The organism is Burkholderia sp. b14 (assembly GCF_900156195.1).
GTDB lineage: Bacteria > Pseudomonadota > Gammaproteobacteria > Burkholderiales > Burkholderiaceae > Mycetohabitans.
Map to the genome: position 1 here is coordinate 1,843,017 of NZ_FTPJ01000003.1, position 20,994 is coordinate 1,864,010.

24 protein-coding genes, 1 tRNA gene and 2 pseudogenes are annotated in these 20,994 nt (G+C 61.9%); 3 read left to right on the forward strand and 24 right to left on the reverse strand.

Features of this window, described 5'->3' with window-relative positions:
- The first annotated feature begins 354 nt into the window (after positions 1-354).
- Positions 355-430 (forward strand) — tRNA-Arg (locus tag B0B13_RS12825).
- A 48-nt stretch (positions 431-478) separates the two neighbouring features.
- Here the strand turns inward: B0B13_RS12825 and B0B13_RS12830 are convergent.
- From B0B13_RS12830 to B0B13_RS12870, 9 genes and pseudogenes are all read right to left on the reverse strand, one after another.
- Complete coding sequence (locus B0B13_RS12830; RefSeq protein ID WP_076796751.1) at positions 479-1,603, reverse strand: tyrosine-type recombinase/integrase; 1,125 nt, start codon at positions 1,601-1,603, stop codon at positions 479-481.
- A 113-nt stretch (positions 1,604-1,716) separates the two neighbouring features.
- Positions 1,717-1,920: pseudogene (locus B0B13_RS19825) on the reverse strand (hypothetical protein); the annotation flags it as partial.
- A gap of 559 nt (positions 1,921-2,479) precedes the next feature.
- Positions 2,480-5,272 (reverse strand): toprim domain-containing protein, encoded by a 2,793-nt coding sequence (locus tag B0B13_RS12840; protein ID WP_076796753.1) that lies wholly within the window; start codon positions 5,270-5,272, stop codon positions 2,480-2,482.
- Positions 5,251-5,550, reverse strand: a complete 300-nt coding sequence (locus B0B13_RS18755) for a hypothetical protein (RefSeq protein ID WP_212667367.1) — start codon at positions 5,548-5,550, stop codon at positions 5,251-5,253. The genes B0B13_RS12840 and B0B13_RS18755 overlap by 22 nt, the downstream gene beginning before the upstream one ends.
- A 43-nt stretch (positions 5,551-5,593) precedes the next feature.
- Positions 5,594-5,797 (reverse strand): hypothetical protein, encoded by a 204-nt coding sequence (locus tag B0B13_RS20105; protein WP_076796754.1) that lies wholly within the window; start codon positions 5,795-5,797, stop codon positions 5,594-5,596.
- Between the two features lie 5 nt (positions 5,798-5,802).
- On the reverse strand, positions 5,803-6,021 hold the full coding sequence (locus tag B0B13_RS12850) for a hypothetical protein (RefSeq protein WP_076796755.1): 219 nt from the start codon (positions 6,019-6,021) through the stop codon (positions 5,803-5,805).
- Positions 6,022-6,105: 84 nt separating this feature from the next.
- Complete coding sequence (locus B0B13_RS12855; RefSeq protein ID WP_076785746.1) at positions 6,106-6,354, reverse strand: Ogr/Delta-like zinc finger protein; 249 nt, start codon at positions 6,352-6,354, stop codon at positions 6,106-6,108.
- Positions 6,355-6,584: 230 nt separating this feature from the next.
- Positions 6,585-6,782 carry a hypothetical protein gene (locus tag B0B13_RS12865; RefSeq protein WP_076785744.1) on the reverse strand — a complete coding sequence of 66 codons (198 nt, stop codon included), beginning with the start codon at positions 6,780-6,782 and terminating at the stop codon, positions 6,585-6,587.
- A 14-nt stretch (positions 6,783-6,796) separates the two neighbouring features.
- Positions 6,797-7,012: a hypothetical protein gene (locus B0B13_RS12870; protein ID WP_076796757.1), complete on the reverse strand. Its 216-nt coding sequence runs from the start codon at positions 7,010-7,012 to the stop codon at positions 6,797-6,799.
- An 86-nt stretch (positions 7,013-7,098) separates the two neighbouring features.
- On the opposite strand from B0B13_RS12870, the gene B0B13_RS12875 reads away from it, so the two are divergent.
- Both B0B13_RS12875 and B0B13_RS12880 read left to right on the forward strand, forming a co-directional pair.
- Complete coding sequence (locus B0B13_RS12875) at positions 7,099-7,581, forward strand: helix-turn-helix domain-containing protein (RefSeq protein ID WP_076796758.1); 483 nt, start codon at positions 7,099-7,101, stop codon at positions 7,579-7,581.
- Between the two features lie 260 nt (positions 7,582-7,841).
- A complete protein-coding gene (locus B0B13_RS12880) occupies positions 7,842-8,090 on the forward strand; it encodes a hypothetical protein (RefSeq protein WP_076796759.1) in 249 nt (82 codons plus the stop codon).
- 317 nt (positions 8,091-8,407) lie between these two features.
- On the opposite strand, the gene B0B13_RS12885 is transcribed toward B0B13_RS12880, so the two are convergent.
- The 15 genes and pseudogenes from B0B13_RS12885 to B0B13_RS12960 form a co-directional block, all read right to left on the reverse strand.
- Positions 8,408-8,683, reverse strand: coding sequence for a BrnA antitoxin family protein (locus tag B0B13_RS12885; RefSeq protein ID WP_076785740.1), 276 nt, complete (start codon positions 8,681-8,683; stop codon positions 8,408-8,410).
- Positions 8,655-8,936 carry a BrnT family toxin gene (locus B0B13_RS12890; protein ID WP_076796760.1) on the reverse strand — a complete coding sequence of 94 codons (282 nt, stop codon included), beginning with the start codon at positions 8,934-8,936 and terminating at the stop codon, positions 8,655-8,657. The genes B0B13_RS12885 and B0B13_RS12890 overlap by 29 nt, the downstream gene beginning before the upstream one ends.
- Before the next feature lie 196 nt (positions 8,937-9,132).
- Entirely contained in the window at positions 9,133-10,209 is a 1,077-nt protein-coding gene (locus B0B13_RS12895; protein WP_076796761.1) for a phage late control D family protein, read from the reverse strand.
- Positions 10,209-10,637: a phage tail protein gene (locus tag B0B13_RS12900; RefSeq protein ID WP_076796762.1), complete on the reverse strand. Its 429-nt coding sequence runs from the start codon at positions 10,635-10,637 to the stop codon at positions 10,209-10,211. Before B0B13_RS12900 ends, B0B13_RS12895 begins: the two co-directional genes overlap by 1 nt.
- A gap of 7 nt (positions 10,638-10,644) precedes the next feature.
- Positions 10,645-13,347 carry a phage tail tape measure protein gene (locus B0B13_RS12905; RefSeq protein WP_076796763.1) on the reverse strand — a complete coding sequence of 901 codons (2,703 nt, stop codon included), beginning with the start codon at positions 13,345-13,347 and terminating at the stop codon, positions 10,645-10,647.
- Between the two features lie 2 nt (positions 13,348-13,349).
- Positions 13,350-13,463: a GpE family phage tail protein gene (locus B0B13_RS12910; RefSeq protein ID WP_076785735.1), complete on the reverse strand. Its 114-nt coding sequence runs from the start codon at positions 13,461-13,463 to the stop codon at positions 13,350-13,352.
- A gap of 8 nt (positions 13,464-13,471) precedes the next feature.
- The gene (locus B0B13_RS12915) at positions 13,472-13,822 is read right to left on the reverse strand and encodes a phage tail assembly protein (protein WP_076796764.1); all 351 of its coding nucleotides are present in this window, start codon (positions 13,820-13,822) and stop codon (positions 13,472-13,474) included.
- A gap of 60 nt (positions 13,823-13,882) precedes the next feature.
- The gene (locus B0B13_RS12920; protein ID WP_076785733.1) at positions 13,883-14,392 is read right to left on the reverse strand and encodes a phage major tail tube protein; all 510 of its coding nucleotides are present in this window, start codon (positions 14,390-14,392) and stop codon (positions 13,883-13,885) included.
- A 15-nt stretch (positions 14,393-14,407) separates the two neighbouring features.
- Entirely contained in the window at positions 14,408-15,580 is a 1,173-nt protein-coding gene (locus tag B0B13_RS12925) for a phage tail sheath protein (protein WP_076796765.1), read from the reverse strand.
- A gap of 45 nt (positions 15,581-15,625) precedes the next feature.
- Positions 15,626-16,369 carry a tail fiber assembly protein gene (locus B0B13_RS12930; RefSeq protein ID WP_076796766.1) on the reverse strand — a complete coding sequence of 248 codons (744 nt, stop codon included), beginning with the start codon at positions 16,367-16,369 and terminating at the stop codon, positions 15,626-15,628.
- A gap of 19 nt (positions 16,370-16,388) precedes the next feature.
- The gene (locus tag B0B13_RS12935) at positions 16,389-18,350 is read right to left on the reverse strand and encodes a hypothetical protein (protein WP_076796767.1); all 1,962 of its coding nucleotides are present in this window, start codon (positions 18,348-18,350) and stop codon (positions 16,389-16,391) included.
- A 1-nt stretch (position 18,351) separates the two neighbouring features.
- Positions 18,352-18,894 (reverse strand): phage tail protein I, encoded by a 543-nt coding sequence (locus B0B13_RS12940; RefSeq protein ID WP_076796768.1) that lies wholly within the window; start codon positions 18,892-18,894, stop codon positions 18,352-18,354.
- A 29-nt stretch (positions 18,895-18,923) separates the two neighbouring features.
- Positions 18,924-19,828 (reverse strand): annotated as a pseudogene (locus B0B13_RS17295) (baseplate J/gp47 family protein).
- Positions 19,825-20,196, reverse strand: a complete 372-nt coding sequence (locus tag B0B13_RS12955) for a GPW/gp25 family protein (protein WP_076796771.1) — start codon at positions 20,194-20,196, stop codon at positions 19,825-19,827. The pseudogene B0B13_RS17295 and the gene B0B13_RS12955 overlap by 4 nt, the downstream one beginning before the upstream one ends.
- Positions 20,193-20,894 (reverse strand): phage baseplate assembly protein V, encoded by a 702-nt coding sequence (locus tag B0B13_RS12960; RefSeq protein ID WP_076797328.1) that lies wholly within the window; start codon positions 20,892-20,894, stop codon positions 20,193-20,195. Before B0B13_RS12960 ends, B0B13_RS12955 begins: the two co-directional genes overlap by 4 nt.
- Positions 20,895-20,994: the final 100 nt, after the last annotated feature.

Consider the following 20,994-nt stretch of genomic DNA (forward strand, 5'->3'; position numbering starts at 1 on the left):
CAATGGATTCGGTAAAGCGTGGTAGCGAACGACAGGACCTGCCAAAACGACTGCCGATAACAACCGTCGATCGATTATAGACGCAAAGAAACGGGACGTGACGGAGCTTCCCGTGCGATCAAGCGGGTGTTTACCCAATCAAAGCCCGAATGTACCGGTGCCAATCTTTATCCCGTGTCATCACCTACTGAGAGCTTGGTAAGCCGGGGACGTCTATGTACGGGAATCGTTGCGGGACCCGCGATGGCTGGGGGCTGGTATTTCCCCCCATATCGGATGGACGACACAGTCGAGTTGCGCTATACTTTTGGACTGCTTTAGCGTCCGTTTTCCTCGGATGCCCTTCAATATGATGCGCCCGTAGCTCAATGGATAGAGTACTGCCCTCCGAAGGCAGGGGTTGCTGGTTCGATCCCAGCCGGGCGCGCCAAGCCTGATAAGGCTTCCAGCGGTTTCGCTACAGCACCGTTACCTCCCACTACAGTGAAATTACAGTTAGCCGTGTTTCTGTCGTTGCTGACGATGTTGCCTGCGGTAACTCGATACCCTGAGCGGCCGGCAGGTGTGGCCGTACCCACTGCGCCAGGTGAGCGGCCGACAGGTGCGCATAGCGCTGCACCATTTCGAGCGTTTCCCATCCACCCAACTCCTTGAGCACCTGCAACGGCGTGCCGCGCTGTACGTGCCAACTCGCCCACGTGTGCCGCAGATCGTGCCAGCGGAAATCGCGGATGCCGGCGCGCTTCAGAGCCTTTCGCCAAGCAGCCGTCACCGTCTGGTAGACCGGCTTACCGTGGTACACGAACACGCTGTCCACGAACTTGGGCGAACGCTTCTTCGGGAGTTGGCGCCGCAATACGGCGATTGCCATATCGGACAGCGGCACCGTAATCGCCTTTTTCGCCTTCGCCTGGTCCGGATGAATCCACGCGACGCGGCGCACGATGTCAACCTGCGACCATTGCAGCCCGGTCACGTTCGAGCGCCGCAGGCCCGTTTCGAGGCTGAAGTGCGCCATGTCGGCAAGATGTTCGGGCAGCTCGGCGAGCAACCGTTCGGCTTCCGTCGGCGTGAGCCAGCGGATCCGCTTTTGCACGACCTTCGCGCACTTCGTTATCGGTGCGCGATCCAACCATTCCCATTCGACGGCAGCGTTCAACACGGCCTTCAGCACGCCGATGACGCGGCGCACTGTGCCGGCGCTGACCGTCCTGTCGGTTGTCACGATGCCGCGCTTCGTTCGTACTACGCGGGGTTCCCGCCGCTTTGCCAGCGCGATCGCGTCGATGCGGCTGCGGTCGATATCCACCAGGGCGACGCCGGATAGGTGTTGGTCAAGCCAGCGCAGGTGCGTTTTCGATGTTTCCAGGCTCGGCAACCCCTCGCGTTCGCCGACATACCGGATGACTGCATCGTTCCAGGTATAGCGCGGCTTGTGGCCGAGCTTCACCTGATTCCACAACTCGACCTTCAGGCGGTCGTAGAACTCCTGGGCCTGCGTTTTGTTGCTGGTGCCAGTGCTGCCTTGTACGACCGGACCGCCGCCAGGCGGGGTGAGGCGGTAATACCAGTTGGGACTGTTACTGCGTTTATAGAGCGACATTTTCTAACTTCCTCCTGCTGATCGCCCTGCACAACTCGCGGAATCCATTCTCCGGCGAGGTAGCGCTGCAGAGCAACTGTCGAAAACATCCAGCGTTTGCCGACCTTCCGACCGGGCAACGTGCCGGCCTTGGCTTTCAGGCGTACGGTTTCGGGATGCGCGCCCAGCATGGCGGCAGCGCCGAGCAAATCAACCGTTGCCGCCTGGGGGGCGGCCGAACTTCGCGCGGCGGGAGCACACGCAGCGCAACTCGTGGATTGATGGATTGCGTCCTGAATTCTCATAAGTGATTGATTTTTAACAATTTGTTGTGCCATCAATTGCCATCATTTAGGCATGGCAAGGGTCAAAAACTCGTGGCCTAAAAAATAGGCAGCGCCCGTCACTCATGGCAAAACGCACATGACTCGTGGCAGCGTGTTGGGGCTGATTTCTTGCCTTCTTTGTATTCTTTCTTCTTATTTTTCAATAAGTTATAGAGATATAAGATAGGGGTGGGGAGGGCCGGCACAAAAACCAGACTCGTGGCAAAAACGGCCCAACTCGTGGCAAATCGAGCATGACTCATGGCGGTACTCTTCTCAAGAATCAAGGACTTACGAGCACACCCCCCCCAAAACCACGACTCGCGTGCGCTACCTGGGCGGTTCCCGCGTGGCAAAACCCGTGTGCGGCCCTGCGCCCGCGCCGCTCGCGACGTTGCCCGGCCGTTTCGGCTCGCTAGGGAGTGGGGCGAAGCGAACTGAGTAGCGCTCGCGTGACGGCGTATGCCGATGGCGGCGCGCACTGGACAGCGCAATCTATGGCCGCTATGCGATTGGGTGAAATGAAGGAAGCGGCTACCGCCGCACGGTGGTTGCAAGGGCTGAAAGCGGTTCATACGTGCCCCCTTGCAAGCGCGTCGGTTGCCAAGTCTTCACGAATGGACACATGCAGGCCGAAGCCGGTCAAGCGTTCGAGTGAAACCGGTGTGAGATACGGCACACGACGGGTATAGATGCGACGCTCCACTTCCTTGTCGCCGACGACGACACCGGCGTGCTTGAGCTGCGCTTTGAACACGCGGTCGGACTTCACCGGCAGGCCGTTCCACTTATCACGCAGGCTGCTCGTGTGCGCGATGTGGTCCATCACGTGACCGGTGCGCAGCAACAGACAGAACTCACCATCGACAGTGTCGAACGTGAACGGGTGCTTGTAATTGCCGCCGTCGATCTCGGACAGCACGGTTTCCATGATCCAGACCCATGACTCGCGGTCGGCGCTCGTCTCGGCGATGTGGCCGTTCATCTCGGTGAGCAGGTCGCGCGGGAAGTTGCCTTCGCTCGGGTCCATGCCGGCGAACTCGGTCAGGTAGCGCCAGGCGAGCGCGACGGCCGCGTAGTTACCGGCCATGCGCTTGGCGCCGTCGTCCTCGCCGCTCGCGCGGCAATGGGCCAGCGCCATGTCGCGCAGCTTCGCGTATTGCTCAAGCACGGCCTGCTTGTTCAGACTGGCGAGGAATTCGAGCCACTGCCGGACCGGAAAGCGCGGCAGATTGTCGGGCAGCAGCGGGCCACGTTTGCCGGTCAGCGTCGTGCGCACGAGTTTGCCGAGCAGACTGCGCACTGGTACGTCCTCGCCGGCTAGCATCACCGGCGCACACAGCAGGTATTCGGTCATATCGGTGCCGCGGCGCGTGACGGTGTACTGGTAATTCTCTTGCAGCAGTCCAACCGCCTTATCGATCACGTCCTGCCGGCGCGCGGACAGCTCTTCCCATCCGACCGGGTGGCTCGTGTGGCTAATGCTGGTCAGTAGGCGAAATTCCGTTTGCAGCGACTGCCCGGAGAACATGGTGAATGCGAGCGAGCGTTCGAGCCGCTTGATCAGCGTTGACTTACCTGCACCCTTGTTCGCCTGGATCGTGATATGTGGCCAGAAGCCGAGCAGTGCTTTTAGATGGCCGCCGAGCGACCACACAAGCGGGATTGTCGCGGCGTTCTGCTTAAACGTCGTTTGGTAGGCGGTGATGACGCGGCGCGCGTCGCTGACTGGGCCGCTTGGGAACGTCAGGTTGTGATACGGACATTGTTTGTCTGCTTCGGTGAAATAGCAGTCTGGGCCTTCGTTGACGATTAGGCGGCCGTCGCGCCATGCGAGCCCGACGAAGTTTGCCGCCTGGCGCGCGCCGAGGTTGGCGCCGCGCTCCAGGATGTTCACCATGCGCTTGAACGGCGCTGGCGCCCAGATCGGGCCGAACTTGCCCCACTGGTCGACGTTGTGCAGCTGATCGTCAAGCATCACGCGGCGGATCAGCTGCGCGCCGTGCCGTGGCGCCTGCACGGACACGGCGAAGTAGACGGTCGGCGCTTGGTCGGCGTCGCCCGTCATCGTTGATGTTGCGCTTGCGACCGACACGCGGCTGATACCGGCGATGCGAAAGCCGCACAGATCCGTCATCACGGGCGTTTCAACGCCGGATTCCTCATTGCGCTCCATCTTCGTGATGTAGCTGGTGAAGTCCGGGCGCACGCGAAAGCGCCAGTATTGCGCGAAGTCGTGCGACGGCAGAAAGATGCGTGGCCGGCCGCGGCGTGTGGCGTCGCCGGCGAGACCCGCGATCAGCCAAGGTTCGAGCTGCTCAAGTGCGCGTGCCAGCTCGGCCGGGCCACGCAGTTGCAGATAGTCGTTCACGTCATTGATCGGCTTGCGCGTCGTCTCGCCGTCTGCGAGGTCAGCGAGCCAGCCGGCCTGGTCAACGAGCACCGCGCTAATGTTCAAGCTCGTGAGCCGCTCGTAGAGTGCCCACGCCGCTTCGGGGCCGGGGCGGTGGCCGGCGCGCGGGTGACTGTCCGAGAACGGCTCGTCGTTGTCCAGGCAAATGACGACTTGTTTGCCCCGCAGGAACGTGAAATCGATGCCATCGACGTTAGCGAGGCCGCGCAGCGCGAGCGCGGCGGTACTGGACATCGCGCAGGTGTCGATCGACAGCGCATTGATCGCGCTTTCGACGATGAACACGCGCTTCGCTTTGTCGAGCTGGCGAGGATCGGCGCTCCAGCCGTAACCGGCTTTGTCACCTTGCGTCTGCGTCTTGACGCCACCGTTGAGCGCGGGATCGACATAGCGCATGTCGACGGCGACGACGCGGCCGTCGCCCGGCGCGCGCACGATGAACGCGGCGGCCGGGCCGGCATAGCCGACCTCGCCGGCGGCGACCTTCGAGCTCGTCCAGGTGTTGAAGCCGAGGGTGCGTGCGGCGATCGCCGCGTTCATCGCCGCCGGGCAGATACCGCGGCTACTGAGGTAGTTGCGCACGCGATCGCGTTCGGCCAAGCATCGATCGGCGATGTATTCGACGGCCGATTTCTCACGGTGCTCGGCGTGCGTTGGCCGGTCCAGTGGGATGCCGTAGGCGTCGTGCAGGTAGCGCACGGCGTCGGCGACGGTGCCGCCACGGGCATGGATCACCAAGTCGATGCACGAGCCGCCGGCGTCGGCGCTGTGGTCGCGCCAGCCGGTGCCGTGCTTCGGGTGGTTCACATAGATCGACAGGGACGGGCTCTTGTCCTCGTGCTGTGGGGAGTGATAGAGCGCCTTGTCGCCGCCGCGACCGCGCCTTAGGCCGAGCCGATCGGCGAGGTCGTGCAGGTCGATGTGTTGTTTCAGTTCGTCGATCGAGGCCATGGTGATGGATGTTGCTCAGAGAGTTGCATGGGATAGCGGCTCGGATGGAATGGCTCGCCATGGCGGGGAGCCAAGCTCATGGCGTCACTTCGCGACGGGACTGACCATGCCAGCGCAACAATGAGAGCGCAGAACGTAAAGATGCTGACGGCGAATGCGGTGGCTGGCCCCAATAGCGGATCGAGGTGACGCAGGACGCTATGGAGTGCGAGATACAGCCCGGTCAATGAAAAGAACAGCATGAACAGCACTGTCGTGCAGAAAACGTAGTACTTCATGGCGTGGTTCCTTGTGAGTGCGCCGGCGGCCGGTGCGGTTGCGTTACTCGTCTTGGTCCTTGGCGGTTGTGCGTCGGCGGTGGACAGTAGGCCGCTTCCGGTCAATCGAGCGAGCCCGCATGGCACGCGCGGCGCTTTCCACTACACGACGAACAGCGGTGTGGCGCATGGCGGTATCGAAGTCCCCGACCATGCGAAGGCGCTGCCATGCGCGTCGCAGCTCGCTTTCTGAGATAGACGTATGCATCGGTATCAATGCAGCGTGGCCACCATTGGCAGCAAAACGGGCATGCCAGCGGCGATGTCCCACTCGCAACGGATCACATAGCCGAGCCTGCGTGCGGTACCTGCGAACACGAAGGGATCGATGTCGGCATCCCAAAGGGTGCGCAGGTACTGCCGGCGCTGCTCCATGGGCAGCGAGGCTGGATCGAAGGGAAGAACGAGTGGAGCAGAAGCGAGGGTGGCCATGCGGATCTCCTTTTTGTAGGCAAAAAAAGTCCCTCACGCCAGCGCGGCGCGATGCGAGGGAAACGGGTTGAGTGACTTGGGCCGCTAGGCCAACAGTTCTAGCTGTTGCGCAAGCTGACTACGCACATGTGGCGATAGCGGCAGGTTCAACGACAAGTTGGGCGTTGCAGACGGAGAAAGCGTGCGGGCGAACTCCATGTTCACGACATAAGTGTGGCCGCACTGCGCGTTGGTGCACTGGTAAGTAACCTCACGAAAGGTCAACGACATTTCGCGACTACTGCGCGCGTTGGCGCGTGTACGGCAGTGTGGGCAACGATTCAGGATCCGCATGTCGTCTTACTCCGGACGAGATACAGTGCGCGGCCCCGGCCGTTCATTTGCTTTGCAGTGCGACGCAAGCGTCGTTTCACGAGCCATTCGACGGTGGCATCGATCGATGGTAGGTCGTGATATTGGCGCACGCGTTCCAGCACGTCGCAGTCCGCATCGAGGATAAAAATGTCCGTGCTGGTATCCGACATCGTAGAAGCTACTCATGGTGGGCGGTTGAGTGCCTTGGCTCAGGCACTGGCGTGGTCAAAAATGGAGGCTTGGCGTTCAGCCAGCAGTGCTGCGGCTTCGCGCATGGCCATTTCGCGAATCATCACCGCAAGCTGCTCACCTTGGTAATTCGCCAGGGCGAGCAGCAGCGCCTGTTCGTAGTCGTCGAAGCGAATGGTGTGTTTGTGGTTGCGAACGCGTTTTGGATCGGGGTACATGTGTGCTCCTCAATTCAACTGCGAACGGTGGGCTGGGACGCGTCGATGGCTGCGGCGAAGTGGCGTTTGCCGATGGAAATGAGTTCGCGCGCCATGCTCGAGATCGAGCGGTGGTGATAAGCGGCGATTTGTTCGAGTTCAGCCCGTTCGGCGGACGTCAATCCAACATAGACGAACCTGCCTGATAGCATGCCGCGCGGCGTGCGGCGTGGGCCTGTGGTGCGAGTCATGATCGGTATACTTCAGCGATAGTCTTGCGGTATGAAAGGCTAGTGTAATGAGCAAAAAACTAATCGTCAATAATGATGAGTAATTTATGGCACAAATAGGCAGTCGCTTGCGAGACGAGCGTTTGCGGATCGGGCTCAGTCAGGACGAGTTTGCGTCTGTTGGCGGGGTCGCGAGACGCTCGCAATCCGCGTACGAATCGGATGAGCGTTCGCCTGATGCTGACTACCTCTTAGCTGTTCGCGAGATAGGCGTCGACATCTGTTATGTGCTAACCGGCGAGCGGCACCAGGCCGAAGATGGGAAGGTTGGGGACGACGCTGACGAAGCCGAATTGATTGAGAGCTACCGAAGCTTGACTGAAGCCGGGAAGTCCGCCCTGCAGGTGTTTCTCGCGACCTGTATGAAGGCGCCCGGGATGAGTGCGACGTCCACGCCGCGACGCGCGAAGCGTCTAGCAGAGAATCGCCGTGCGATGTTTGATCAGCGTACGGCTGAAAACGTCGAACGGGCGAAATTGGAAATCGAGCGCTTGCGTCGCGAGCGGGCAGATAAAGCAAAAAATAAGTAGCGTTGCCTTCACGGATATAGGGACACTGACTTCCGGAGTGATTCAAGTCCGGTCGAGAGTGGACGCGCGGCATGCGACGACTTTTGCACTTCCGCACCCAGCTGTCGTGATACGGCTGGCTCCTAGTATCAAGAAATTAAGGACAGTTTACAGTTTTCCCTTCGCTAATGTAGTCGACAAGTGGACGGGCCTCTCCTTCCGAGGCACGGTACCTTGGTGAGGAGCCCTGTCTGTAAATATATAAGTAGGAGTTCAGAAAAATGCACAGCAACGCAAACCAAAACCGCGACACAGCAGATACGATGTCGATCGCTGAGTGCCGCCCTGGCACTGGCTGTCCGGTGTTGGCCTCGTACTTGCGTACCAATGTCGTATGCGACGGGCGGGCCAGCGCATGCGCCGCGGTAGACGAGGCGATGAAATCTGTCGGACTCATGCTGGAGATTGTGCTGGAGGCGATGGCAAATCTACGCGATGCAAAAGACGCGCTGACACGGTACAGCCAATGATCGAACACGCTCCTTGTCGAACGGCGGCATATCGCGGAGCGCCGGCAGTGTGCGGCGGCAAGATGCCATCCACGATGCATTGTGACGGACGTGGTCTAAAAAATTCAGTGACGGGCTATTTAGCGTCACTTTATTCAATGGCACTACACCATATCGTTTAAGTCAGCAGAACGATAGGTAGGTAGGCAGTAGTGTGGTTTGCTGAGCAAACAATCTGCAATATTACTCAGTATAGGCTGTACGTTTTTCTGCTGCTGTCTGCCGCGTGCGCGCGCCGACGCACGCAAGCTGATGCGTGCGAAGCGCACCACGCTACCTCAGACTGGATGCGTTTTGAGCCACTCGCGCAGCGCATTGTTCATACGCGTTTGCCAGCCGTCGCCGCTCGCCCGAAACTGCTGGAGCACGTCCGCATCGTAACGAACCGTCACAGCGATTTTGGGCTGTTCCAGTTTCGGCCGTCCGCCACGTCGCTTCATCTGCGCAAATTGTTCGTCGGTGGGCACGAACGTGTCGGGGTCAGCGGCAATGCCACGTTCGATCGCAGCTTCTTCCTGCGCAGTGTTACGAATCAACGTCGATCGCTTGTTCATAACGGTTAATCTCCCGGTTATTGGCTTTGCGAAAACTGATCACACGAAACGTGTCGCCGCGCTGCGTGAATACCACGCAGTAAAGGCGCTGGTTGATTACCACATAACCAATCTCGCGCAACTCGCCGTAGTCGGCACGATCGTCGGCGAAACACCAGACCATTGACCAATCGATAGCGTCTGCCAGCTCCATCGAAACACCGTGTTTGCACTTGTTGACTTCATTTTTCGCGGGGTCAAAGATGGCCTTCATCAAATTATTGTAGTAACGAAAACCGTCTGGCGCAACAGGTTTTTGTGGTTACGAATTCCAGGGGAGATATTTGGGTGCGTGCTCTGGATGGGATTTCCTACACGTGCTCGAATCTGATTCGCATGACTTCATCAAAAGCTGATATCCCGCTCAGCGCCTTCGTTGCCGCGCTAAGGACGGTTTTCTGCGCCCGTGGCTAGCGCTGGCCTTTGCGGAAATGCGATCGGTGCCGGTCGGTGGTGGGATCGCCGCGCACCTCCAGTTCAAGCGCGGTGGTAAATCCCCCTTCGCCGATGGTGTGCAGGGCCTGCTTCACCAGCCAGGGCGTTTCGTCGATTTCCGGTTTAAAGCCTGACACCGTGACGGGCATCTCGGGGAATAGCTCGGCGCGGCCGTGCGCCAGTGTATAGTTTAACGTCGCCTGACTGCGCTGCATCCGGTTAAACTCGGCTTGCGCTGCCGCGCGTGCTTCCGCTTGCGTTGCGTACTCCTCGGGCAGCACCTTAACGTTCTTGTTGTTTTGGCCACCGACGATCACGGACTGGCGCTTTGCGCGCCCGTTTAAATGGTAGTGCGCCCGCACGGCCGCGTAGTTCTCGCGCTCGGACACGTGGTAGCGATGGCTGTCGCCACTGGCGCGCGTCAGTTCAAGCACGGCGAGCGGCTTGCCGCTTGCCGTGTGCCCGCTGCCGATCGGCATGAACAGCAAGTGCAGGTCTTTGACGTTCATCACCGCGTCATAGCGCTTGGCCAAGCGCGTGAGAAACGACATGTCTGATTCGTGCGTCTGATCAATGTGCTCGATCAAGGTTTTCGCGAGCGCGTCGCCGACCGCCGGGGTCAGCGCGTAGCGCGCGGCGATCGTGCGCACGATCGAGCCGATTGTCTGTCGGTGCCAGCTTTTCTCACGCCGCTCCTGCATGCCGCTAGTCATCGCCGCAGAACGTGCACGGACAGTGAGGATGTCGGGGCTGCCGCTGTGCTCGACTTCGTTCACCACGAAGCTGCCTTTGTCGATCAGCGGCTCGCCTACCCATCCGAGCGCCACCTTAATCCGCGCGCCGCGGTTAGGGATCGCCAGGTCGTTTTTTGAGTCGTCAAGCACGAGGTCGATCGTGTCGGCTTCGTCCGATCGCGACTCCGACAGACACAGCGATACGAGCCGTGGCATAAGGCGGCGCGACAGGTCACGGCCGTCCAGCAAGATCCGGTAGTCGGGTTGCGGATGAACACGCGCAATGCGCGGCGTGTGTCTGCTCGACGACGCCGTCATCAGAATCTGCCTGGTTGTCGCATTGTCCAGCCGCGCTGCACGCGCAGTGCGTCATCGTCGACGCGCTCCAGTGTCAACACGAATTCGATCTTGCACGGTGTGCCGTCGGCGGCATGGTATGTCTGCGTCTCATCGAGTGCGGCGATTACGTATGCGCCGTAGACATGGCCTGCGCCGTCAACCAGCACGTAAGCGTCGCCGGTATCGGCCATGGCCGCAAGTTCGCGAATCGATGCGATGGTGCCGACCATCTCGGGCGCAACCAGCCCGTTGAGCGTGATCGTGTCCTCGCCTGCGCCGGCGAACTGGCGCGCGTCGCGCACCCCGACGCGCGAGCTGGTCGGATGCTTCCACGTGCGCCGCCGCTGCAATTCGTGAAACGGTGCACTCGACAGGCTAAAGACGAACTGGTTAAGGGACATTAGCATGATCGAGTCAATCGGAAAGGCGCGAGCCTGCGCGCGCTTGCTTGGCTCGCTCGCGACGTTCGAGCGCTGCTTCGACGGCGCGTGCGATCGCCTGCGCGTCTTGTCCCGGCTGGGCGTAAATGTTGATGGTCACGTGTGATGCTGGCTGTGGCGACGCTGGCGTCTGCGCTGCCGGGGCCTTCGCGAGTGGCGGCCGGCTGTCGATTGGCACGGTGGGCGACACGAGCGGCTTGGCGAGCGCCGTGTCTACCGACAGCACGGGCGTGCCGAACGACGCGACGGCGGTGGTCGCCAAGCTAAGTGCAGCTTTTGCGACGTGTCGCTGCTGCCCTTGCATGCCAAGCGCCGCGCCTTCGCTGACAAAGCCACCGAGCGTCGCGAACACGCGGCTCGGGCTATGGATGCCGAGCTTGTCCTTAAACCATTTAACCGTGCTCGTGGCCACGCTCGCAATCGCGTCTCGCACTTTACCTAGCCGGCTGGTAATACCGCCGACCAGCCCGTCAATCAAGTGTGCCCCGATTTCCGTCAAGCGCGCACCGATATCGCCGAACCAAGCGCCCATGCCGCCTAACTTCGATTTCACCCAGTCGAGCATTGCGTCCCATTTCGACTGAATCCAATCGAAAGCCGCACCGAATGCGCCCTTGATCGTCTGCCATAGCGCCGCGAATTTCGGCCCAAGCGTGTCCCAGTTTTGCCAGATCAAGAAGGCCGCGGTGGCGATCAGTGAGAGGATGGCGAGTAACGGGTGCGCGTGCGCGACGCGGCCAAGCACCAGGATGGCCCGCCCCAGCAGGGCGAAGGCTCGTGACGCCACGGCAGCGCCTTGCACCAGCGCGCTGCGTAGCAAAGACGCCAGTGCGCCGAAGACGGTGCGTAGTACCCCAGCTTGGATACCCAGCGTGGTCAGGCTGAACCGCACGACAGCCAGCGGCCCCAGTACTCCGGCGAGCACGATCGCGAACGTGCCGACGACGGCGAGCAGTGCGGCCAGGCCCGCCGCCAGCGCGACGACCACTTTCGTCGCTTCTGGGTGCGCTTGGATTGTCTTTAGTAGCTTGTCGGCAAGTTCTCGCGTCTTGTCCAGCGCAGCGTTGTACATCGGTGCGACACGCTCGCCGATCTCGTTTTTAAGATCACGCAGCTTCGCGTAGGCGTCTAGCTCCTTGCCGCTTGTTTGCGCTTGAGCGAGCTGGTGCATGTCCTCGATGCCATACGCGCCCTGGCTGAGCTTCGCGCTTTTATGAATTTGGGCGCGCTGCAGGTACATCGTTGAGTACAGGTTGGCTGCGCTACGGTTCGTAAAAATTGAGCCGATCACGCTCAATACCTGCTTTTCTTCGGTGATGCCCTTTTTTTTCAGCGCCGGCAGCAGCGTTTGCTCCAGCCATTCGAAGGGCGACGCCTTGAATTGCTGCGAATTGAGCAGCGCGCCGTCTGAGAACGCCTTGACACGGCCGAGCGGGTCGTACTCGACTTTGTGCTGATCGAGCAGTCCCAGCGACATCAGCTTGCGCGACGCGCGCACTGTTGTGCGCCCTTCGATCAGGTTTTGGTAGCCCGACATGAGCGCTTGACCGACCGAATCGCCGCCCATTTCTTGAGTGAGCGGCTCCAGCTGGTAATAGAACGCGTCCGGGCGCATCTGTTTTGCGGCGACGCCGCCACGCTGGATGACTTTGCGCCACTCATCGCCACCGACGCGCCCGCCGGTGGCCGACAACACTTTCTGCACGTAGTTGGCTTCGCGCTCGAATGTCGCTTGATCCTTGGTGCCGCCGCGCAGTTCGATGACTTTGAGCATGTTCATGAACTGCTCTTCATTCGCGTGCGCATCTTCGGCTCCGAACATCGCCTCATTGGCAAACTTCATTTTTGCCAGCGTTGGCAGCGCCATCTGCGCGTGGTGCTCGTCTGCGAAGATCGATAGCGCATCGCGCATCAGCGTCATGTTCTCCGACGTGCTGACGCCCATCATCTTCATCGAGCGCACGTACTGCTCGGCGTCCTGTGTCGCCTGCTCGCCCAGGCCTAGCGCCTTGATGCGCGCGCGCTCGGTCTGGATGCTCTTCGTTTCGCCCAGGGCTTGGCGCAGCCCGCCCAGCATCGGTGCGCCCGTGGCGCGCGCGGCGTAGCCACCGATCGCCATACCGCCAGCCGCGCTTTGCAGCGCATGCATCTTGCCACGCGCTGCGCCCAGCTGCTTCTCGCGCTCGGCGATGGCTTCAAGCTGGCGTGTCTGCGAGTGCATCGCCGCGGTCGTGGACGCGATGCTCGCGCGCAACGCCCGCTCGTGCTGCGCAAGGTTGCGCGTGTGAATGCCTGTGCTGGCGAGTTCGCCGCGCAACTCGCGCACGCGTGCTGACTGTTTGGCGTGCTCCCCAGATAGCCGCGCCGCGGCCCGCTTCGCTGCTTCGAAGTCAGCAATCATCTGGCGCGACGGTGGGCCGAACGCGTGCAACGAAGCCGCCAGGCTTTGGACGCGCGCCCGCGCTTGATTGAGCTTTGACGCGGTCGCGGCTAGAGTCGTGCGCATCTGGCGAAACGACGCCACCGCCTTGTGCTGCTTGCTCAGCTCAGCCAGCTCAGCTCGCGTGTGCTTGAGCGACTGCGCGAGCCCATGAGTGCTGTTGAGTAGGGTTTTCAGGGGCCGGGTGCAATTGTCGATCATGTCGAACATGACCCGCAGTTTGAGCGCGTTGTCCATCGTCACGGGTGTTGGCTACGTATCCGGGCGCGCTCGCGCCAGTCCATCAACTCGGCAAGGCTCAAACCGTCCATGTCGCGCGGCGCCCAACCGAAGACTGTCGCGATGTCGGCCATCGCGTCTTCTACGCGCTCGGCGATTCCATGCTCGCTTTCAGCGCCTTGGGCATCAAAAAACCGGCGAACATCCCCCCCAGTGCCACGAGGTCGGCCGGGTCCATATTGACCACGTCCATCTCGGTCAACGTCGGCGTGCTAATGCGCGGCAGCACCTTGCGCAACGCATCGACGTCCAGATTCACGAGCGCGGTGAGCGCCGTGCCGCGCAGCGCGCCGGCCGTCGGCTTGTGCAGGGTGACCTGCGTGAGGCTTTGTTCACCGCGCCTGATCGGCGTGTCAAAGGTGTGCGTGTTCTGCGCGCTCGCTTCAAGTTCGGTGGCGCTCGCCCTGGTGTTCGTGGTGTTGATTTCGGTCATGATCGTGTCGGGTCGGTGGTGAGATCGAATGCGTGGCCCATGCGTAGCGTGGGCCGTGTGTTAGAGGCCGATCGCTTGACTCAGCCCGCTTGCCAGGTCGATACCGTTGATGCGCTCGGCCATGTTGATGAAATCCAACTCGATAAGCTCGCGCCCGTTTACGGATAGCTTGTAGTAGCTCGCGTTGGTCGTCACCTTGAACTGAGTGTCTTCCTTGGCCTTCGCGCTGCCAAAGTCGATTTCCTCGTGACGCCCCTTGACGACGATTTCGACCGAGTCGTAGTCCGTGCTGTCCTCGCGTTGATAGCCGCCCGCAAAGCGCAGCAGCACGCCGTCGTGCTGCATCGCGCCGTATTGTTCGAGCACTTCGACCATCAAGCCGCCGCATGTCCATTCGAGCTGGATCTCTTCATTGCCAAAGTCGATCTTGACCGGGCCGCTCATGCCGCTGCCTTGCCACGGCTCCATCTTGCGCTTGAGCTTGGGCAGCGTGATCTCTTCCACTTGGCCCACGAAGTTCGTGCCGTTGTGAAAGAGGTTAAAGCCTTTAAGTTTTCGGGGCATTCCCATCGTCGATCCCTCCTATTAGGCTGCCACGCGCGCGGCGAAATCGGCCAGATACCGATCGGTGATGCGTTGGCGTAGCATGAGGTTCTCCAGTGGCGGCACCGGCGTGTAGTCGTAGTCGATGTACGCCTTGCCGGCCTTGAGCACGGCGGCCGTGTTCGGCTCAGGATCAAACCAGGATGTGCCGCCCACGAGATAGCCGGCGGCGCGCTGCGCGCGGAACCAGCCGTTGATACTCTCGATCATGTCGCGCGGCAACGATGGATTGAGCGGGCCATCGACCACCGGCATCTGTGCTTGCGCAATCGAGTCTTTGACTACTTGCGCGGTGCGCGTGTAGTTTTCAAACGCGAACAGCGGATCGTCCGAACATGTGCGCGAGCCCCAGAACCGGAACCCGTTGCGGTTGATCAGCGTGGTGACCTCGTGCTCGTTCAGGTAGCCGGCGTCGGTGGCCGGATCCTGCAAATCCCAAAACACGTCGCAGCTGATACCGGTGACGCCATTGACGGCGACGTTAGACAGTGTCTTGTGCCAGCCAATATCGTTGTCGATCTTTGCGCGCAGCCCAACCGCGTAGGCGGTGGCTGGGACCACGACCGTAGCGTTCACTGTGTCGTCCCAGGCCAGAAAATCCGGCCAGATCACCATCAACTCGCGCTGGCTCAATTGCCGACGGTATGCGACCGCTTCCTGCTTTGTTTTGCATCCGTGGGCCGACACATACGCAAAGCCGCGCAGCGCCTGCGCGATCGAGCCCAAGGCGGCCGCCACCGGTGCGGTATCCAAACCCGGTGCGGCCAATATGCGCGGCTGGATGCCGAACTTTGCTTGCGCGGCGAGCAGCGCCTTCATGCCGGTGTACTGGCCATCGTCGGTTACCGTGCCGATCACATGGCTGGTGGTTTGTGCTTCGTCGTCGCCTTCGGCTACCCGCACAACAATCGTGATGGGCTGAGCTTGCTGGCTGATGGCGACGAGCGTTTTGCGCAGCGTGCCGCACTCGCCAGCTTGACCCAGCGCCGATGCGACGTGGGTGATAAGCACCGGTGTGTTGAGCGGGAACGTCGCCTCATCGGCATCATTGGCGGTAGCAATAACGCCGACGATCGCCGTTGACATAACGCGAATCGGGCGCGTGCCTTCGTTGATTTCAACGACGCGCACGCCGTGGTGGTAGTCCTGCGGCATGTTAAACACTCCTTCGGTGGCAGGTCATGGGGTAACGATGGTCGGCTATTCGCTGTCGGAGACATCGGGCGTGGAGGCGGTGTCTGTATCGAGCCCGGGCACCGGCTCGTCGTCGAGCGACGCGTCATCGGCGTGTTGCGCGGCGTAGCGTGACGCGCGATGTGCTTTTTGCTCGTGCACCTGCGAGAGCACGCGCTCCGATAGCGCTTTGGTGACAATGGCCTGTTCATCCGGGGGCGCCGGCCATTGGACGTGGGCCGGAAAGTCAGCGGCATTCACGACGCGGACGAGTTCCATCTGGTAATGGCTCCACGCCTTGAACAGAGCCACTTGCTCGTCGGACAGCAGGCCCGCCGCATATGCATCGGCTTTGCCCGCGTTGGCCGCCTGCGCCTCGCTCATGCGCCGGTCAAATTCGCGCATTGCCGCGTCGCGCTCGCGTTGTGCGACGATGTGCGGATCGATCTGCCAGCCGTCGTCTGTCCATACGTATTCGTCACCAGGGCACGGGATCGGCGTGAGTCCCGCGTCGTCGGCGGTGATGCCTGGAGCAAGGATTTCTGCCGCCGCGCCATTGACTTTGCGGAACAAGCGCTGGCCGCGAAAGTCAGGCAGCAGCACCCATGCGCCGTCGCGGAAAAATGGCCATTGATTGCGCTGGCGCTCTGGCAGTGGCACGTCGGTGCAGCAAGATGGGATGAGCCAACGGGTTGGATTAATCGGGTCCGGGTCAGCGAGGCGGCTGCTGACGTATTGGCCGGTTTGGTGGTCGTATTGGTGGATCAGCATAGGGGGACCTTTATCGCAATTAGTAGGCGCGGATCATCGCGAGCAGCGCGATGTTGCACGGGCGCGCTTCCCTGCCGCCGTCGTGTTTAACGATCACGTCATGGTTATGTATGCCGTCTGCGTCGAGGTACACGGTATGGCAGTGCTGACCTGCGGGGTCGATATGCAAACTGTGGTCATGCCCGCCGCTCCAGCTGGTCATGCCCCATACGTTGTCGGCGTCGTGATCGTGTGCGCCGGGTAGATTATTGCTGCCATGATGTCCCCAGGGTGGGTTATACCAAGGGTGGTTTTCACCCCATGGCGATACGTGTTGGTGGTCGCCCACAGGGTGTGCGTGGCCGCCATGCTGATGGTCGCCTCCTTTATCGGTCAGCCCAGTATGGTGATGTTCGCCAGCCGCCTTGGTGATTGCCATGTGGGCGTGTCGGCGGTTCTGGCTGTCCTGCCACGTGCCGATGCCGCGGCCTGGATCGACGCCGTACTCGTCATCCCAAAAGCGCAGGTGCTGACCGCGCACCTCGGGAATACGAAACGTCGTCTCACCGTCGCCGGTGGAGAAGCACCCGGGGTGATAGGGCCATTCGTCTTCGGACACGAGCGCGCCACAGGTCTGCGCGTAGGTCCACAATTGCGGATAGTCGTCCCGCTGGATCAACATGCCCGCCAGTTTCAGGCAGCCCGCCCGCACGGTGGTGCGCGCCTCGATGATGATTTGACCGATGGACGCCTCACGGATCGCGTTGGCAACAAACTGTGTCGTCGCGAGCTTGCGTGACACATCTCCGACGGCAGGTGTGGCGGCGGTCGCTATACCGGCCACTTGCAACGTGCTCGCCCCGTCGTCGGTGGCGCCTTCGCCGATCAACACGCGTCCGTCGCTGCGCGCAAGCTGCACTGTCGTGACGCTCGTGCCCGTACGATTGACCGTTAGCCAAGGGCGGACCGTGGCCCCGGTGTCATCGAGCAGGCGCGCGTCGAACGCATTTGTGCTCGTCTTCACGTCCCAGACCTTCTGGTCTGCTGGCGCATGCGGACAGTGAAAGGCAATGCGTCCCCCGCTGTTGGCGCCCACTATCACGCCCGCGCGCGGCGTGGGCAGGTCGGTGAGCGTGCCATAAAACGCGCCGATGCCGTTGACCAGCATGTCAGAGGCATCATCCAATAGGCGTCGCCACGTGCTCCATAAGCCGTTGTAGCGCACGCGCGTGTAATGCACACTGCTGTTAAACAGCGAATAGGTTTGGTACACGGAGCGCCCGGCCGCATACACTTGCAGCCGGCCTGGCACCGGGACAGGATAATTTAAGGAGGTCGCCGCGTGTCCGGCCTGATACGTTTGATGATAGATGCCCGAGGTCACGAGCGTGTTCAGGTCCGCGTGCGCATCAAGCTCCCCGCGCAATGGCAGCGCATGCGTGAGCACCCAATCGCGCGGGGCATAGCGACGCGCGGCGGTGCGCGGCGTGAGCACCCGCGAGTCATCTTTGCCGGCGTTGACTTCGGCCTGAGTCGCAAGCTCGACCACCCCGCGCGCGCCAGTCGTCGCCGGCGGGTTTAAGAATGACGCCGGTCCAAACTCGAGCGTGGCCGCATCAATCGTTACGAAGCGGATATCAGTGGACAGCAGCAGCGTGGCGGCCGCGGATTTTTCCATGATCGGGCCGTGCCCGACCGGTTGACTGTAATACGCGGCGAGCGTGCCATCCTCAAGGTAGAGCCCGAACCCGTACAGCGCATACTGATCGGGCGAGTCGTCGTGCATCGTGATGTGGATCGTCGTCGCGTCGATCGGTTGCCCGCCAAACGTATCAATACGCTTAAGTTCATAGGGCAGCTGCGTCAGTGACCGGTTCGACGCATCAAACGACGCGGTGCACAAGCCAATGTGCGTGACCCGGTGCGCCGTGGTGCCCGTGTGGCCGGGCGCGATCAGTGCGGCGCGAAACGCGTCAGCGACCGTAATAAGCGTGCCTGTCATGTCAAACATCCGAGAGAAAAAGACGCCGGTACAGCCCAATGCGGGTCGCTGCGACCACGACCACGGTTCCGGCGCGCACCGTGTGCTGCGTGAACGTGTAGTGCGCGCTGCCGCGCTTGACGCGATCCACTTCGGCGATGATGTCGGCCACGTACTGCGCCGTGCAGGGCAGGTCGCCGCGCTCGCCCACGGTCATGACAATCTCGAACGTGCCGGGCTTGCCCCGCGGTGTCTGCTCGAACCATTCACGCATCGCGACATGCGCGCCAAACGACGCGCACACTTGCCGCACCGCTTCGGCCGTGCCCTTTTGGCGGGCGATGCGAATCGCGCTGCGCACGCGCGCGCGTTTGACCGATTCGGGCCAATAGTCCTTCCACGTGTCGACACCCAGGTGCCACGCCAGCCACGGCAGTAGCGCGAGCGGCACCGCGTCGGCGTTCATCAGTGTGCCCAGCGGCACTGCGATGTCCGACAGGCGCGCATTCGTTTTCGCAAGACGCCGCTCCAGTCGCGTCGCGTTCGGTGGCAGCAACTCACTCATTGACCACTCCGCCGTCGATTAGCTCGATCTCACTCATGGGCCACCCCACCGTCGATCAGCTCAATGCCGGTGCAATAGGCCGCTTCATCGCGGGCCACTGCTACGCCGTCCGCGGGGGTGTCGAGCAACACTTTCTGCACGCCGGCCACCCGCATCGACGCATACAACCCATCTTTGGTGACCTCACGGCCGATGCGATGCATGTCGTGCGCGAATTGCGCGGTGCGCCGGTTCGCCTCGGCGAGGGCCACCGCGCGGTCCGGGCCGCTGAAGAATTTCAACGTCGCGCGAATCGTGTAAGGGACAATCTTGGCGCTGCGCACGATCACTTCATCCGTTTGCGGGCGCTTTTTTTCCAATGCTTCGCGCACGACCGCCAGCAGCGCGTCGCTGGCCGTGCCGTCGCCTTCGCGCGACAGAATGGTGACGACCATCACGCACGGCGACGGCTGTACGCGTCGGCTGACAGCACGCGGCCATCGGCCGAGCGCGCGTGGAAAACGTACGCATCAAGCGGGCCGGCCACTGAAAAACCGCGCGGCGCGAGTTGGATACGCTCGCGGTAATCGTCGCAATCCTCATACACCGGATCGCGACCGGCTTGAGGGTCGCCGGCGGAAATGAGCAGCCGCTTGACATCGAACAGTGCACCCAAGTGGTCTAACGTGGCACCGGTCGCGTACGCGAGCAGCAACGCGCGCGCCGCATCGTTCACGCGCTGGCGCAGCACCAGTTCGCGGTACGCGCTTTCTTGCAGGAGCTTAACCATCGGTTCGGACTCGAGCGCGAGCGTCGCGGCGATGTCAGCCTGGTCTTCAAGCGGGTACAGCGCGATCAATCGTGCCTTGCGCTGCGCGAGCAGCGTTTCGTAATCGAGCGGCTCGATGACATCGGGCGCGGGCAGCTGCGACAGGTCAATCGGGGTGGTGCTCATGCGCGGCGCTCCGAACCCGAAGCGGACATCGGCACACGCACACTGAACGCTTCGCCGGTCTCGGCCGTCATGCCTTCAATATCGACCATCTGCCTGCCCGCTCGCATTTCGGCAGGCTTGCCACTGAGCTGCACGCGCGTGAGGATCAGTCGCGGCTCCCAACGCATCAGCGCGGTGGCAATCGCCGCGTACAGACGCGTGCGCGTCGTGCCGTTGTTGGGCGCGTCAACGTGTTCTGGTACGTCCGAGCCGAATGTGCGGCGCTGGATGCACGTGCCCAGCGGCGTGGTGATGATGCGCGCAATCGACTGGTACAGGTGGGCCAAGCCGGTGACGGGGCGCCCCGTGGTCGCGTTCATGCCTTTCATTGCGGCGCGCTCACCAGTTGCCCGTCGCCTTGGTCGCGGTGCGTGTGGTGTGGCAGGCTCACGCCCTGTGACGTGACGTCGCCGGTGAAGTGCGCTTGTCCATCAATGGTCATCGTCGCGCCGGATCCGCTGTCTTGGCCGCCCTGCCCCGTCATGCCCGATTCGAACGTGAACGGGCCTTGAACGAGCAGCGCGCCGGTGCAAGTGGTTTGCTCGGCGTCGAGCGTGATGCGGTTGGCGACGATCGTGGCCGCGTCGGTGCGCACGGTCACGCAACCGGGCGAGACGATTTGCGCGCAGGCGCCGTCAGGCAACGTGGCGCTCAGTGTGTGGTTCGCATGGTCGTACAGGAGTTGCGCGCCATCCGGATACACGCGCGTGTGCACGGCCGGATCACGCGACGGCGTGTCAACGCAGTCCGAAAACAGCCCGCGCAGCGCGACGCCTTGTGCAGGGTCACCCATCGGGCACAGCAGCAGCACTTGCTCGCCCTTCGTGGGCGGCAGCCACTCACGTGTGGTGCCGGCCGCGAGCGTCATCCACGGAATCCAGTTGGTCTGCAAGCCTGCGCGCTGCGCATCGGTCACGTCACCGACGGCCACCCGGCAGGTCGGCGGGTGGCTCGCGCAATTGACGTCCAGCACCACGCCCTTGCGGACCAGGTTGACGATCAGGCGACACAGTTCGTTGGCATCCATGTCGCCCATGTTGCCGGGCGCGCGAGCACGGTGCACGCATTGGCCTATGTCGCGGCGGCCCACACAGCCGGCGCATCGTGCAGCGGCACCTGCACCGATC